Genomic DNA, 15,648 nt, shown 5'->3' with positions numbered 1-15,648 from the left:
ATCCTACTTTTCGAATCTTGGGTCTTTTTAGAGTATATATAATGCAGAATCAGCTTAGTGTACTTATGGCACAAATCAATCCCACAGTAGGCGCCTTGACGTCGAACAGGGATAAAATTATAGAGATTATAAAAAGTAAACAAAAAACACACGATGTTATTCTTTTTCCTGAACTGGCTTTAACGGGTTACCCTCCCGAAGATTTACTATTGCGTAAGGAATTTCAACAAGCAGTTGATGAGCATTTAACACAAATACAAGCTGCAACTAAAGATTGCTATGTGTTAGTAGGTCATCCTTCGCGTAACCAACAACTCTACAATAGTGTGAGTATTTTTCATAATGGACAAAAAATAAGCGAGTATCATAAACAAAATTTACCTAATTATGAAATTTTTGATGAAGCACGTTATTTTACCCCAGGAAAAAGAAATCCATGTGTTCTAGATATAAATCAATACAAAGTAGGAGTAATGATTTGTGAAGATTTTTGGTATCCAGGCCCTACTGAAGATTTGATAGAAAATGGAATTTCGGTTTTACTCATTTTAAATGCATCCCCATTTGATTGCGGCAAATATCTCAAAAGAGAATCGCTTTTAAGATTTTATGCACAGCGAGGGATATCCATAATCTATGTGAACCAAATTGGCGGCCAGGATGAACTATTATTTGATGGCCAATCCTTAGCAATCGACACCAAAGGAACAGTTTGTGCACGAGCCCCCGCATTTAAAGAAGATTTGTGTACCGTTGAGATCCAAGGAAACCACATTACAGGGGCAGTGGCTCCTCTTCTTGAGTTTGAGCCCTTAATCTATGACGCCTTAGTTTGTGGTACACGTGATTATGTCAATAAGAATCATTTCCCCGGAGTTCTAGTCGGACTCTCAGGAGGAATCGATTCGGCACTAACATTGACTATAGCAGTTGATGCGTTAGGAGCCGAGCGAGTTCATGCCGTACTTATGCCTTCGCGTTATACCGCGCAAATGAGTAATGAAGATGCATTAGTTCAAATAAAAAAATTGAATGTATCCCATTCCCTATTATCAATTGAACCCGCTTTTAATGCACTGCTAACCACACTTGAACCAGTATTTACAGGACTAGCCCCTGATACAACCGAAGAAAATATTCAAGCTCGTATTCGGGGTCTGCTAATTATGGCATTGTCAAATAAAATGGGGAAAATGGTACTCACAACCTCGAATAAAAGTGAATCCGCTGTAGGTTACGCTACATTATACGGAGACATGGCCGGTGGGTTTGCGGTACTCAAAGATGTACTTAAAACTCAAGTTTATGCACTTGCCAAATACCGGAATAGTCTTTCTGAAATCATTCCTGAACGCGTGATAACCCGACCCCCGTCCGCTGAATTAAGAGCGGATCAGACCGATCAGGACAGTTTGCCTGACTATGAGATATTAGATGCAATCATAGTTTCTTACATGGAACAGTACTTATCACCTACAGAAATCATTCAACAAGGGTATTCTGCAGAGACAGTAAACAAAGTGATTCATTTGATCAAACGCAATGAATATAAACGCCGTCAATCGGCACCTGGAATTAAAATAAGTCCCACTGCTTTTGGAAAGGACTGGCGTTATCCAATTACCAATGGGTTTTAAACGTGCCTCTCGATGTCAACCGAAACTCACAGTGGGAGATTTCCTGTAAGTGCATATAACGCTAAATTAAGAAGATTCTTTGTCGTAAACTCCGCAGAATGAAGTGGTTTGGGAATAATTTATCCAGTTTTTAATGACAAGTTCCTGGGTTGGGCTACGGCTCACGCCTTCACCCAGGTTACAAAACTAATTTCTTTATAATCGACTAGGAGACAAAAATTAACCATTTGTTAAAGTTTTTGATTCTTCCATGGTCGCTTGTTCCGCAGCAATTTTTCGTTGTTGCCAAAAATTTGGTAGCTTTGAAAGTGCTTTATACCTACTATCGTCTAACTTTTTTGACGTGTTTTCTGCAGGCGTCTCATTAGCAACTGCCTCTACAACTTCTTCCTTAGATAAATTAGGTTTTATGGTTGATTCTTTTTCAATTCGAGCCTTCATATGTTTTTCGAGCAGAGCAAATTCCTTTAAATTGATCTTGCCTTGACTGGAAGGTTCTTGTTGTTTTAGCTTACTTTTATTTTGCAATACTTGAGAAATCATATTATTCATTTCAACCATTTTTTCAGAAGAAATTGATTTATTAGTATTCAATTGCAACAAATAGGCTTTAAGCTGCAAAACATCTGCCTCTTTAAATTCTCCCTTCTGGTTACTTAACCAGAAATCCAGCTTAGGATGATCAGATAATGAAATTTTACTTGCATTTCCTAGACTATTTATCCACCAAAGGCTTACCTCTTCTTTTTCAGTACGTCGTAAAACGAATGTTGAAGTAATGCCTTGCTCTTTAAGATCTTCATTAGTTAATTCAAGCTTCGTTTTGGTATTTTTGGGATTAATGAGTAAATGAACTTTAGCAAGGTATTCTTTTCTTGCTGCAAGGCACTCTCGTTTAACTTGTTTTAAATGCACAGGGTTTAATTTTTCTATGTCCCGATTTTCAAGGGTGGCCAGCTTCTGAGCCAATTCTTCACCTGGAGTTAGAGGATAAACCTCTCCGGAGGAATCAACCAAAGAAAGATGCCATTGTGAATTTTTATAACTTAGAGTAAAAACAATCTTGTTTTGTTGCACCGATTGCTCTTTTGCAGTAGAAAGATTATTAAAGACCAGTACATCTTTAACTAATTGAATTGATGATAGAGTTATCGCTTCACGTTCTTCATTTAATCTATTTTTCTCTTCCAATGAGAGCTTATATTGGTTCATAAAGATATTAATTTCAGCTAATACTTCGTCTTTAAGTTCCATTATAAATTTAGGAAGTTGGCTGTCTTCAACGGGTTGATAGTCCGGCACGGCATCGATTAATTCAAGAAAGAGAAAATAGTTATAGGAGCTGTTTACATTCCATTCACCTTCACTAATCATGAGCTTTAATTCCAGCAATCGAGTATAAGCATCAGGAAAGTCTTTCATGACATTAATGGATTGTTCTATTTTTTCACCACGAGTTCTGGTGTGCTGATAAAACCAGCCGGTTACCCATGATTGTACCGGGCGCTGATAATTTTTTTCTGCTCTTCGAGCAATAGCGACTATTTTTTGGCGTCCTGCTTCGGACTCATTTGCAATGATCCCTACCACTTGTTCCACAAATTCTTTGGGTATTTTCAATGATTTTTTTTTTGGCATTTTTGAAACTCCTTTTCATGATGCAAAATTCATGATTACATTAATGTTAATTTTATACAAGTAGAAAATTATTATGCTAAATTGCTCGCATACGTATAGTCATGTTAATTTTTCTACATCGCACTAAGTTATAAAAATTGTTCGTTTTTAACCCACTCCATTAGCTGATGGCCTTAGACTTGCATTTTCAAAAAGATAAAATTGAATTCTCTAAAACCCGTTGCTCTACTGAATATCATGAGCATTGGTTTAAGCTTTGTTGGCATTGGCATCTACTTACGAAGAACTCTTAAATAAGAAATACCACTTGAAAGTATAGACTTTGTTCCAATTTTTGCCAAAAAGAGTTTCACTCTTAAATTTACAGTAGGTAATCTCAGGCAACCAGAATATTGCTAATAAATTTTACCGAAATTAAGCACACTTATATAATTAAAAAAGCACATTCATCATTCGTTTTTCAAAAAAATATGCGTGTCTAATACTTGCAAATTTAAAGTAACACGTTAACATGATTCGACAAAAAAAATAATAACAAAGGGATGTTATGAAATTTGCATTTTTTTCAGCTACTTTATTATCAAGTAGTATTGCTGTAGCTGCAGTACCAGTGAATGGATGGTATTCCAGCGTATTTGGTGGATATACCCACATCTCTGGAAATGTATCAAAACACCATTTGGGATTTCTATTTGATAACGTAGATTATGAAAGTGGTTTTAATGCTGGACTACGTTTAGGTTATCAAAGTAATCCAATTCGTTATGAATTAGAGTACACCTACTTACAAGCGAATACCCAAGACTTTGATGTTGACTTCATTGCTCAAACTGGAGTATCAGGGAATACCAATGCCAATGTTGGTATGGCAAATATTTATTATGATTTTGCTGATGTTATCTTACCCTCAATATCTCCGTTCCTAGGAGTGGGTATCGGATATGCTTATATTGAGACTTCTTTGGATAGTACAGGCCCCTTTGGTGCATACTCCTTTGGCGTCACGGAAGGAGCCTTTGCATATCAGGGGACTGCGGGGCTAACTTATAATTTTGCAGAAAACTGGGCATTAAATGCTTCCTATCGTTATTTAGCAACAGCCAGTAACGACGATTTTGGTAGAACTCTACAAGTTCACATGGGTAATGTAGGTATCGTTTATCGCTTTGACCAATGTACTTATAAGTAAAGTATCTTAAAAAAAATTAGGGGATAGATTAGTAATATGAGACATTATATCCTCTGTGAATCAAGACCCCTCGTCGTATACTATCTAAGGCGACGGGTCGTAAACAGCTCACATTAACCCTTACTTTTTTTAATACTGGAGGGGTGTTTTAGGATTTAGAATTTGTGGTTCCTGCCATAAAGTCATGAACAATACCATAACCAAAGGGCCTACGAATAAACCAAGAAGCCCTAAAGTTTCCACCCCGCCTAAAATTCCAAACAATACAGCTAAAAAAGGCAGCTCAATTGCACCACCGATTAAAACAGGTTTAACAAAATGATCTGCAACAAACATCACAAGGGTGCCCCAAACCAAAACTACAATTGCACCAATCATACTGCCAAAGGAAAAAAGAACCATTGCTACCGTAATAAATACTATTGGAACAACAAAGGGGATCATTGCTGCGAGTGCAGTGATAAATCCCACTAAGGTAGGTGCTGGGAAACCAACCAAACCATAGCAGACTCCCATTAAAATACCTACTCCAAGGCCCACTACTATCGTACCATTAACCGTAGCCCTAAGTGCTCTGGGTAGTCTATCTGCGTAACGAAACCATCTTTTCCCCAAGCAATATTCTCCTACTTGGTAAATTTGAGATAATAACTGGTCTCCATCACGATAAAAGAAAAACAAACTTAACAGCGTAAAGCCTACCTGGACGCTCCGATGAGCTAAACTTGCCCCTATTTGTTTTACATAATAGCTAGTTGGTGTAAGCGATAAATGAACATTAGACAATAAACTCTTAATCATTCCTGGTTTACCAATATGTTCATCCCAATATGCAACTAATTCAGTCCCCCAAAATGGAAAGTCTCTTAAAAAGCCAGGGGCAGCACCACCTTGGTGATTTATATCTTGCAGGAAATTAATGAATATTTGTAATTCCTTGATTAACAGCCCCAATAACCAGCTTAAAGGAAGTAAAAACAACAAACCGATTAAAGTAGTAAAAAGTAACGCGGATAAATTATTTTTATTTCCAAAAAACTTACACCATTTTTCGTACAAGGGGTAAGTAGCAATAACGATTATAGATGCCCATATTAATGATGGAATAAAACGATGAATAATAAATAAACTAAGGACTACAATACCAATAGTTAAACCCATACTAATGAGTTCTTTATGGTTCTCATTCATTAAGCAAAACTCCACACTAAAATTTGCATCAATATCCAGGCAGGCACTGCAGCTAATACATCATCCAGCATAATACCTAAACCACCACGTACTTTCTGATCAATATAATCAATAGGTTGGGGTTTCCAAATATCAAAAATACGAAACAAAATAAAACCACAGATCATCCATTTGACCCCGTGAGGTGCCATGAACATAGTTAATAAATAACCTACAACCTCATCCCAAACAATCCCTTTATAATCGTGTACCCCCAAATCCTGAGTAATCTTTTCACTTACCCATATTCCCAATAAAAAAGCAAGGAATGTACATAAAAGATAAACTACCCAATGAGTACCCATAAGCAATAAATACACCGGTATTGCAGCTAATGTGCCCCATGTACCCGGAGCAGTTGGCATTAAACCACTACCAAACCCGAAGGCAATAAAATATATAGGATCCTGAAAAACACTTTTTGCTAAATTTATTTGTTTCATTTCTTCTTCTCTTACTTAGCTAATCTTAAAAAGTTGGATCAAAATACAATAACTTACACTAGCCACTCCACGATGCTCTATTCATATCTTTGGCTAAAAATGTGAGTATCCTTTTGGTTTTAACTCATGGTATTGATGGTTTGCATCTTTCATTTTTAAACCTGGGCTCTCCTCAACTACTCCAATGGGGTAACAATGCAAATTAGCGTTCTTCAAATCATTTATCAATAAAGCTAAGTGATGTTCGGGTACGGTAAAACATAATTCATAATCATCACCGCCAGTCAATGCCATTTCAACTGCATTATCCTTCCAATATTTATTAAGCAAGGGATGTATTGGAATTGCATCTTTATTGAGGCATGCACCAACACCACTCGCGACACAGACATGGCTTAAATCCGCACTAAGCCCATCCGAAATATCTATAACTGCAGTTGCATAAGATCGTAAAAACTCAATTAAATCCACTCGAGGTTTAGGGTGGATTAATTTTTCCATTAATTCACCTTTATCTTGCTTTGATAGATGCTGATTTTCAAGAAATTTTACAGCTAAAGCAGCAGCACCCAACTCACCTGAAACCACGATAATGTCCCCAGGTTTTGCTCCCTTCCGTGATATTGCTTTTCCTTTGGGCGTGGTTCCAAAAATAGTAAGCGTTATCGATAAAGGACCTTGTGTGGTATCGCCACCTATTAAAGTCATATTAAATCGGTTTAAGGAGTCCTTTAGCCCTTGCGTAAATAAATTGAGCCATTGTTCATTGAGTTCAGGTAAGGTTAGAGCAAGAGTAATCCAACAAGGGGTTGCCGCCATAGCGGCCATATCGCTCACATTGACCATGACTGACCTGCATGCAATATCATAGGCATTCCATTGAGGGAGAAAATGTACTCCTGACACAAGCGTATCCGTGCTCACAAGTAAATCCATTTCCTGAGAAAGACGCACACAAGCAGCATCATCACCAATACCTAATAATACATCATCACGCTTATAATCTAGGGGTTTAAAAAAATGCTCAATAAGGGTGAACTCATCCATAGTTATGACTGATTTCGACTGAACGTACCTGTTGTGCCAAACTATTTAATACACCGTTAACATAACGATGTCCATCCTGAGATCCAAATTCTTTCGTCAGCGATATTGATTCATCAAGAACGACTTTGTATGGAATCTCCGGACAATGTAATAGTTCAAAAGAACCAATGCGCAATACAGTCAATTCAATTGGATTTAAGCCGGTAATATCTCTGTCAAGAAAAGGAGTAATACTTGCTTCCAAGGTTTCAACATGAGCTGGAACGCCATGTAAAATACGGCAAAAGTATTCTACGTCCACTTTATCCATATTGTTAACGATTCGAAATTGTGCTTCGATTTCATTTAAATCACTTCCAGACATTAACCATTGATAAAGAGCCTGAAGTGCTAATTTTCTGGCTTTTCTTTTACCGCTAATTGACTGCTTTTCCACCTTAACCTCATGAATTCTTAGTAACATCTATAAAACCTCTCTTTTAATTTTATTGAGAGAGCATAAAAATAGCGAATACTGAGTATTAAAAAATTTACCCTTTTTGGAGCCTGAGTGCCCCTAACAAGTAATATTTTTAACTACCCTAGTCTTTATTCATCTGGTCTATTGTTTGTCTGAAGTCACTTACGTCTTTAAAGCGCTTATACACCGACGCAAAACGAACGTAAGCTACATGATCCAAACTATATAATTCCTTCATGACCAATTCACCAATAATCTGGGAGTCAATTTCTCGCTCTCCTCGACGGCGAATTTCCTGTGTAATCGCAATAATTGATGCTTCTAAGGCATCAACACTGACGGGCCTTTTTTCCAAAGCGCGCAACATGCCGGAACGTAAATTATCAATATTAAACGGCTCACGCCTGCCATCACGTTTAACAATTAACGGCATGATTAATTCAGCTGTTTCAAACGTAGTAAACCGTTCGTGACATACAAGACACTCTCGTCTTCTACGCACTTGGGCGCCTTCAGCGACCAAGCGCGAGTCCACTACTTTAGTTTCTTCTGCGTGGCAAAAAGGGCAAAACATAATTATCCATAAACCGGAAACTCACGACACAAAAGCAATATTTGTTCTTTAACTTTTGCTATGGTCGCTTCATTGTTAATATCATCAAGAATATCCGCTATCCAATTGGACAAAAGCGTTATTTCTTTTTCTTTAAATCCTCTTGTTGTAACTGCTGGAGTTCCCAAACGTAAGCCACTCGTTACAAAAGGAGAGCGAGGATCATTAGGCACTGTGTTTTTGTTCACGGTAATATTTGCTTTATCTAAGGCTGAATCGGCATCTTTACCCGTAATATTTTTATCAATTAAATCCACTAATAATAAATGATTATCAGTGCCCCCTGAAACAATTTTATAACCGCGATTCATAAGTACTGAAGCCATAGTCTTAGCATTCACTAATACTTGTTGTTGATAAGTTTTAAATTCAGGCAATAAGGCCTCAGCAAAGGAAACCGCTTTGGCAGCAATCACGTGCATTAAGGGTCCCCCTTGATTGCCAGGGAAAACGGATGAATTTAATTTTTTCTCGATTTCCTCATTTGCACGACATAAAATCATCCCACCTCTTGGTCCTCTGAGTGTTTTATGAGTTGTGGTGGTTACTACATCAGCATAAGGAACAGGTGAGGGATAAAGACCTACAGCAATCAATCCAGCCACATGAGCAATGTCGGCCATTAAGAAAGCTCCGACCTTATCCGCTATAGTTCTGAACCATGCCCAATCAAGAACGCGAGAGTAAGCTGAAAACCCCGCAATGATTAATTTAGGTTTATGTTCGAGGGCTAAACTCTCTAATACATCATAATCGATTAAACCAGTATTCGCATCCACCCCATAAGGAATTGCTTCATAAAGCTTACCCGAAAAATTGACTTTGGAACCATGCGTTAAATGACCACCATGCGGTAATGCCATACCTAAAACAACATCGCCAGGAGCTAATAGAGCCATCATTACTGCCGCATTAGCCTGGGATCCAGAATGAGGTTGAACATTAACATAATCCGCTGAAAAAAGTTTTTTAGCGCGGGCTATTGCTAGCTCTTCAGCCACATCGACATACTCACATCCGCCATAATAACGTTTGCCCGGATATCCCTCAGCATATTTATTAGTTAACACAGAACCTTGAGCCTCCAGTACTCGGGGACTCACATAGTTTTCCGACGCAATAAGCTCTACATGCTCTTCTTGTCGGCGTTGCTCATCAACAATAGCCTGGAATAATTCATCATCAAAATGTTTTATAGTATAGCTTCGGTCAAACATGAGTAATCCTTGGGAAAATGGTTAAGGTCTAACGATGATGTCATTACGTACCTTTCTAACACCATCCACGCTCGCAGCAATAATCCCTGCTCTTTGCTTCAATCTTGGGGTAGCAACAAAACCACTGAGCTGCACTTCATCTTTAAAGGTTTTAACTTGCACGGCTAAACCCGTACGTCCTAAATGATTTACTAATGTTGCTTTCACTTTAGTAGTGGTAGTCGAACTATCCAAAAACTCTCCCGTACTCTCACTTCCAGGAGAAGCAACACATGCTATGATAAGTATAGATAAAAGTCCTACAAACAGTATTTTAAGTAAGTTACGCATCCTCAAAACCCCTAAAGGAAAAACGTCCTAAGACTACCACAAAATTTACCGGGATACGAATCGTGAATATAAATTGGAAATCATGCTGTAATTTTGATTTAAAAAAACGCATTTCCTGGGCTGGGACCAAACATACCCAGGTTGCGCAAACATAGATTCCCTTCCTAAAATTTTTCCATTATTCAGTAACTACAACCTTGGATCCCAATTCTGATGGGTGATGTTTCACCACCTGATTTTTCTTCTCATGTCCATGAGCAGTGCTCTTATTTGAATTGTTCACAACAACTTGTTTTGGATTCGGAATTTGTTTGTGAGTTTGTTGGTGATGGCCGTGCACTTTATTCTGACTCGGTGTGGCATTTATTTTTTGACCGCGATGGTAAGGAAGACGAGGCCGGTAGTCCTGTGGATGCTCATCGAAACCATAGATTTCAGCTCGGGGAGGAACAGTGTGATAATAACCCGCATCATAATATTCCGGGTCGGACATCTCACACGAAGTCAAAAAAGGGACTAACAAAAGAAAAGGGATTAAACGCTTCATGAACAACTCCTGGAACACAAATAAAAAGGGAAGGTGCACTTGCATGCAACTTCCCTATCATCAAATAAGCTATTGCTTATTTTTAGAAATTACTTATTTTTTTGCCGTAATCTCAACTTTATCGCCTTTAATACCTTTGTTCAGGTAATTAACGATACGTACAGTGCTATTTACATTAGTCCAACCGGAGTAAATAGTACCATAAGGAGATTGGATCAACAGGTTCATACCAGAATGGCAGTAACCGTAGTAGTACAAGCTAATGTAATGAGGTGCATCATAGTAAAATATGGTGAATGGATCTAAAGGAGCACCATCATCAAAAGAACCGTAGACGCGAACATTATCAACACTGTTATTGATGATTTCAATTTCACAATAACCAGGATACATCATTGATTTACCAGCAGGTTTATTTTTGTCAGCTTCAGTAGCTTTAGGATGCAAATGTGCGTTTGCAGCCAAAGCTTGACCGATCAAGCTAAAACAAAGAGCAAATAACAAGGACTTCAACTTCATGGTTTCTCCTTCGTTTAATGAAAGCAGCATAGTAGCAAAGTGTTGTATTTAGTCAATAGGATATTTTTATAACCATGAAATAAATAAAATTGAAACTTATAAGCACAATATAGGGTAATAATATTCATCTTTCATGGTATAGTTGGCGGGTTTCAAAATTATCGTTTTTTTTAAGCATTTAGGGGAGTATTAATGAAAAAGCGAATGATCATAATGGGAGTCGCCTTAGTGATTGTTTTCGGTGGGATCATTGCTTTTAACCTGATCAAATCAATTTTGATTAAGCGTTTTTTTGCAAGCTACCAACCACCTGCTGTTTCTGTCGCCTCAGCTGTTGCCAAGTCAGTAAACTGGCAGCCAACCATTAATGCCGTAGGGAATTTTGTTGCATTTAACGGAGTCGATGTAAGCGCCCAAGCTTCAGGAAATGTGGTAAAAATTGATTTTGAATCAGGACAATATGTTGATAAAGATGCCCCCTTAATTACTATTGATGATAGTGTGGATCAAGCGTTATTAAAATTTAATCAAGCAGAATTAACCCTGAAAACGCTCAGTTATAAACGTCAATATGACTTGTTCAAACGTGGTGCAGCTCCTATTTCCAGTGTTGATGAAGCTAAAGCAAATCTCGATCAAGCCCAAGCAAAACTTGATCAAACGCAAGCACAGATTAAGCAAAAGCACATTACCGCACCCTTTGCGGGTAAATTAGGTATACGACAAGTAAACCTAGGCCAATTTATCAGCCCGGGACAAACTACAATTGTTTCCTTACAATCACTTGACCCCTTGTATTTGGAGTTTTATCTCCCCGAACAAATGTATAAACGTATTCAACCTAACCAAACTATTACGTTTTCCGTAGAAGGATTTCCTAATGCTCTTTTTGAGGCCAAAGTTACTGCAATAAACTCTAAAGTGGATCTCAACACACACAATATGTTAGTACAAGGTACCCTTGCTAATTGCCCTACCGCAGCAGTTAAAGATCCTGAACACTCTCCTTTAGTCGAAACCCGAAAAGAATCCATGGGCAATAAACGAATTGTTACGTGCAATTCTGATCTAAATAGCAAAAATAAAATTCATAGTTTTACCTTTGTGCCGGGTATGTTTGCTTCAATTGAAATAAGCCAACCGCCTGAGCCTAATACCGTGATTGTTCCTTCAACCGCTATATCATACAGTCTCTACGGTAACGCAGTGTACATCATTGAAAAAAATGCGGAAGGAAAGAAAAATGAAGATGGTTCTGACCTACTCACGGTCAAACGTGTTTTTGTTTCAACCGGAGAACAACGAGGAAATTATACGGTAATCAAAAAAGGAGTTAAGCCAGGACAATTGGTCGTAAGCGCCGGAGAAATAAAATTACAAAATGGCACGCCTGTTGTAATCAATAATGATGTCAAACTAAATGAAATCAGTAATCCGGATATATTGGGACAATAAACTAATTGAATCATAGTAACCTGGGTCAAATAAACCCAGGTTAATTTTAATATAGGCATATCATACCTATTACAAAAATTTAATCAGGAACACGTTATGAAGTTTACCGATCTTTTTATCAAACGGCCCGTACTTGCCATGGTAATTAGTTTGCTCATTCTGCTTTTTGGTATCAACTCGATCTATAAGATGCAAATTCGTCAGTACCCCCGCATGGACAATACAGTTATTACCATTATGACAGGATATCCTGGTGCAGATGCAGATCTTATTGCCGGATTCATTACTTCACCTTTAGAAAAAGCTGTAGCCAGTGCAGAGGGAATTGACTATATGACCTCTTCCAGTACTCAAGGCTTAAGTACCATCACTCTCAATATTAAATTAAACTTTGATCCGCAAGTGGCTTTTACTGATGTGATGAGTAAAGTCCAACAAACATTAAACCAATTGCCCAAAGAATCTCAACAACCCGTTATATTGAAAACTTCCGATAGTTCAACAGCACTGATGTATATCAGCTTAGACAGTACGGAAATGACACCCCAGCAAATTACTGATTATGCCACTCGTGTTGTCCAACCCCAATTGCAAACAGTAGATGGTGTAGCTAAAGCAGAGATTTTGGGCGGTGCTACCTACTCCATGCGAATATTTCTTGATCCCGTTAAAATGGCCGCATTAGGGGTTTCTCCCTCAGATGTCTCTATGGTACTTGCCAAAAATAATTTCCTCACTGCAGCAGGAAATACAAAAAGTGAATACGTTGCGATCAGCATTACTGCAAAAACCGATCTTAATGACACAACTCAATTTAGTAATTTAATTGTTAAAAGTGATAAAGGATCCATAGTTCGCTTACGCGATGTTGGCACTATTGAATTAGGTTCACAGGATTATGACACCTCAGTAACATTCAATGGCAAAAAAGCAGTATTCATATCTATAACTCCCACTCCAACTGCGAACCCCCTGACCGTAATCAGTGATGTGAGAAAAATACTTCCTTCGGTTATCAGAGAATTTCCGCCCTCCTTAACAGGAACAATAGTTTATGATGCAACTGCATTTATTCGAGCCTCCTTGGATGAAGTAACCCATACCATTATTGAAGCAGGTTTGATTGTTATCGTAGTGATTTTTTTATTCTTAGGTTCCTTCCGTTCGGTACTGATTCCTGTGGTAACCATTCCCCTTTCATTAATAGGTGTATGTACCTTGATGCTTATTTTAGGATACAGTATCAATTTGCTGACCTTACTCGCTTTTGTACTCGCCATTGGTTTGGTAGTGGATGATGCCATTGTGGTCGTAGAAAACGTCCATCGACATATCGAAGAAGGAAAAACTCCTTTTGACGCTGCCTTGATTGGGGCTCGAGAAATAGCTACTCCAGTTATTGCAATGACTATAACCTTGGCAGCGGTTTATGCACCTATCGGTTTCATGGGGGGGTTAACAGGTGCTTTATTCAAAGAATTCGCTTTTACTTTAGCGAGTGCAGTAATCATTTCCGGAGTTATCGCCTTAACTCTTTCTCCTATGATGTGTTCAAGGGTTTTGTCTAAAGACATTAGTAGTGGCAAATTTGTTAATTTTCTTGATACTTTTTTCAATAAACTAAAAGTAAGATATCAAAATGCATTACACAGTTTGCTGTACACTCGGGTAATTATGTTGTTTTTTGCGGCAATTGTTATACTTATGCTGCCTTATCTCTATACCCATACTTCCGCTGAAACAGCCCCTGATGAAGACCAGGGCTTCTTCTTTGTCATGGCCATGATCCCTCAATATGCGACACTTAATTATATAGAAGCCTTCACCAAACCATTTGATGATATTTATAAAAGTTTCCCTGAAACAGAAAATTATTTTACCGTGAACAACAGCAGTCAAACCATCTCAGGGATGGTATTGAAACCATGGAATCAACGTAGTCAAAGCCAGTTTGCTTTAAAACAACCATTGCAAGATAAATTATCAAAGATTGCAGGCTTAAATGCTTTTGCAATTGTCCCTCCCCCCCTTCCAGGCGGCGGAGGGGGTACGCCAGTGCAATTCGTTATTAAAACAACAAATGACTTTCAGAGCTTGTTAGATGTCTCCGATAAGCTTACCGAAAAAGCCAAAAAAAGTGGCTTATTTATTTACATCGATAATTCACTGAAATTCAATAAACCGCAAATTGTATTGGATATTAATCGCTCTAAGGCTTCAGAAATGGGATTAGATATGCAGGCTGTAGGAAGCAGCTTAACCAGTGCTTTATCAGGCAGTTATGTGAATTATTTTAATTTAGAAGGCCGCAGTTATCAGGTAATACCCCAATTAAACCGCTCGTTTCGTATGACTCCTGAGCAATTGGGGCAAATATATGTGAAAACCATAAACGGTACCATGGTACCCCTTTCAACGGTAGTCACTGCCAAAGAACAAACTGCACCTAATGCAGCAACACATTTCCAACAAATGAATTCTGCGACCATTCAAGCAGTAATGATGCCTGGAAAAACCTTAGGCGAAGGCCTCGCATTTTTACAAGATGCGGCCAATGATACTTTACCTAAAGGCTTTTCTTTTGATTATGGTGGTGAATCGAGACAATTTATTCAAGAAGGAAGCGCTTTACTTTTTGCATTCGTTTTTGCAATCATCATTATCTTTTTGGTACTTTCAGCTCAATATGAAAGTTTTCGTGATCCGCTCATTGTTTTAATCAGCGTACCCATGTCGATCTGCGGAGCTTTAATTCCCTTGAATTTGGGTCAGGCAAGTCTCAACATTTACACTCAGGTTGGTTTGATTACTCTAATCGGATTAATCTCCAAACATGGAATTTTGATCGTTGATTTTGCCAACCATTTACAGCGCGAAAAAAATCTTGATAGACGAGCTGCAGTGGAAGAGGCTGCGGGAATTAGGTTAAGACCTATTCTCATGACTACTGCTGCTATGGTATTTGGTGTATTACCTCTCTTGTTTGCTAGTGGTGCCGGAGCAGTAAGCCGTTTTGATATAGGGCTGGTTATCGCTACAGGTCTGTTAATCGGAACGGGGTTCACCCTGTTTGTAGTCCCTACCCTATATACTTACATTGCGGAAGATCATCGCTCCAAGAAATCTGAACCCCAGTTTGATGAAGCAAAAATTCCAGATGTTCAATTGCCCTCTCATAATCATCAACATCCCTAACCAAGTCTAGCCTGGGTGATGCGCAGTGAACCAAGGAGTTCGATCTAATTGATCCCGGGTTTTGCTGCGCTTCAACTAAGCTCCAAACCTACAATTATAAATTTCCAATCGAAAATTATTGCTCACCG

At 38.3% G+C, this 15,648-nt stretch carries 14 protein-coding genes; 4 read left to right on the top strand and 10 right to left on the bottom strand.

Annotated elements, in window-relative coordinates:
* Nucleotides 1-41 precede the first annotated feature (41 nt).
* Complete coding sequence (locus HBNCFIEN_RS04775; RefSeq protein WP_182392935.1) at nucleotides 42-1,637, top strand: NAD+ synthase; 1,596 nt, start codon at nucleotides 42-44, stop codon at nucleotides 1,635-1,637.
* 219 nt (nucleotides 1,638-1,856) lie between these two features.
* Here the strand turns inward: HBNCFIEN_RS04775 and HBNCFIEN_RS04770 are convergent, their stop codons facing one another.
* Nucleotides 1,857-3,275, bottom strand: coding sequence for a hypothetical protein (locus HBNCFIEN_RS04770; protein WP_182392934.1), 1,419 nt, complete (start codon nucleotides 3,273-3,275; stop codon nucleotides 1,857-1,859).
* Nucleotides 3,276-3,822: 547 nt separating this feature from the next.
* Here HBNCFIEN_RS04770 and HBNCFIEN_RS04765 point away from each other — a divergent pair.
* Nucleotides 3,823-4,464 (top strand): outer membrane protein, encoded by a 642-nt coding sequence (locus HBNCFIEN_RS04765; protein ID WP_182392933.1) that lies wholly within the window; start codon nucleotides 3,823-3,825, stop codon nucleotides 4,462-4,464.
* Nucleotides 4,465-4,593: 129 nt separating this feature from the next.
* Here the strand turns inward: HBNCFIEN_RS04765 and HBNCFIEN_RS04760 are convergent, their stop codons facing one another.
* From HBNCFIEN_RS04760 to HBNCFIEN_RS04720, 9 genes are all read right to left on the bottom strand, one after another.
* A complete protein-coding gene (locus HBNCFIEN_RS04760; protein WP_182392932.1) occupies nucleotides 4,594-5,655 on the bottom strand; it encodes an AI-2E family transporter in 1,062 nt (353 codons plus the stop codon).
* Nucleotides 5,655-6,137, bottom strand: a complete 483-nt coding sequence (locus HBNCFIEN_RS04755) for a phosphatidylglycerophosphatase A (RefSeq protein WP_182392931.1) — start codon at nucleotides 6,135-6,137, stop codon at nucleotides 5,655-5,657. The genes HBNCFIEN_RS04760 and HBNCFIEN_RS04755 overlap by 1 nt, the downstream gene beginning before the upstream one ends.
* 93 nt (nucleotides 6,138-6,230) lie before the next feature.
* Complete coding sequence (gene thiL / locus HBNCFIEN_RS04750; protein WP_182392930.1) at nucleotides 6,231-7,184, bottom strand: thiamine-phosphate kinase; 954 nt, start codon at nucleotides 7,182-7,184, stop codon at nucleotides 6,231-6,233.
* The gene (nusB, locus tag HBNCFIEN_RS04745; protein WP_182393611.1) at nucleotides 7,177-7,620 is read right to left on the bottom strand and encodes a transcription antitermination factor NusB; all 444 of its coding nucleotides are present in this window, start codon (nucleotides 7,618-7,620) and stop codon (nucleotides 7,177-7,179) included. Before nusB ends, thiL begins: the two co-directional genes overlap by 8 nt.
* A gap of 145 nt (nucleotides 7,621-7,765) precedes the next feature.
* Entirely contained in the window at nucleotides 7,766-8,218 is a 453-nt protein-coding gene (gene nrdR, locus HBNCFIEN_RS04740; RefSeq protein WP_058468406.1) for a transcriptional regulator NrdR, read from the bottom strand.
* A 2-nt stretch (nucleotides 8,219-8,220) separates the two neighbouring features.
* Nucleotides 8,221-9,474 (bottom strand): serine hydroxymethyltransferase, encoded by a 1,254-nt coding sequence (gene glyA, locus HBNCFIEN_RS04735; RefSeq protein ID WP_182392929.1) that lies wholly within the window; start codon nucleotides 9,472-9,474, stop codon nucleotides 8,221-8,223.
* 21 nt (nucleotides 9,475-9,495) lie between these two features.
* Complete coding sequence (locus tag HBNCFIEN_RS04730; RefSeq protein WP_182392928.1) at nucleotides 9,496-9,804, bottom strand: BON domain-containing protein; 309 nt, start codon at nucleotides 9,802-9,804, stop codon at nucleotides 9,496-9,498.
* Between the two features lie 178 nt (nucleotides 9,805-9,982).
* Nucleotides 9,983-10,351, bottom strand: coding sequence for a hypothetical protein (locus HBNCFIEN_RS04725; RefSeq protein ID WP_255464350.1), 369 nt, complete (start codon nucleotides 10,349-10,351; stop codon nucleotides 9,983-9,985).
* Between the two features lie 93 nt (nucleotides 10,352-10,444).
* Nucleotides 10,445-10,870, bottom strand: coding sequence for a hypothetical protein (locus tag HBNCFIEN_RS04720; protein ID WP_182392927.1), 426 nt, complete (start codon nucleotides 10,868-10,870; stop codon nucleotides 10,445-10,447).
* 192 nt (nucleotides 10,871-11,062) lie between these two features.
* Here HBNCFIEN_RS04720 and HBNCFIEN_RS04715 point away from each other — a divergent pair, with 192 nt between their 5' ends.
* Both HBNCFIEN_RS04715 and HBNCFIEN_RS04710 read left to right on the top strand, forming a co-directional pair.
* Entirely contained in the window at nucleotides 11,063-12,325 is a 1,263-nt protein-coding gene (locus HBNCFIEN_RS04715) for an efflux RND transporter periplasmic adaptor subunit (protein WP_182392926.1), read from the top strand.
* Between the two features lie 96 nt (nucleotides 12,326-12,421).
* Nucleotides 12,422-15,520: an efflux RND transporter permease subunit gene (locus tag HBNCFIEN_RS04710; RefSeq protein ID WP_182392925.1), complete on the top strand. Its 3,099-nt coding sequence runs from the start codon at nucleotides 12,422-12,424 to the stop codon at nucleotides 15,518-15,520.
* Nucleotides 15,521-15,648: the final 128 nt, after the last annotated feature.

This window comes from Legionella sp. PC997, from assembly GCF_014109825.1.
In the GTDB taxonomy this organism is placed as follows: Bacteria; Pseudomonadota; Gammaproteobacteria; order Legionellales; family Legionellaceae; genus Legionella.
This window is presented reverse-complemented; position numbering and strand designations above follow the sequence as displayed.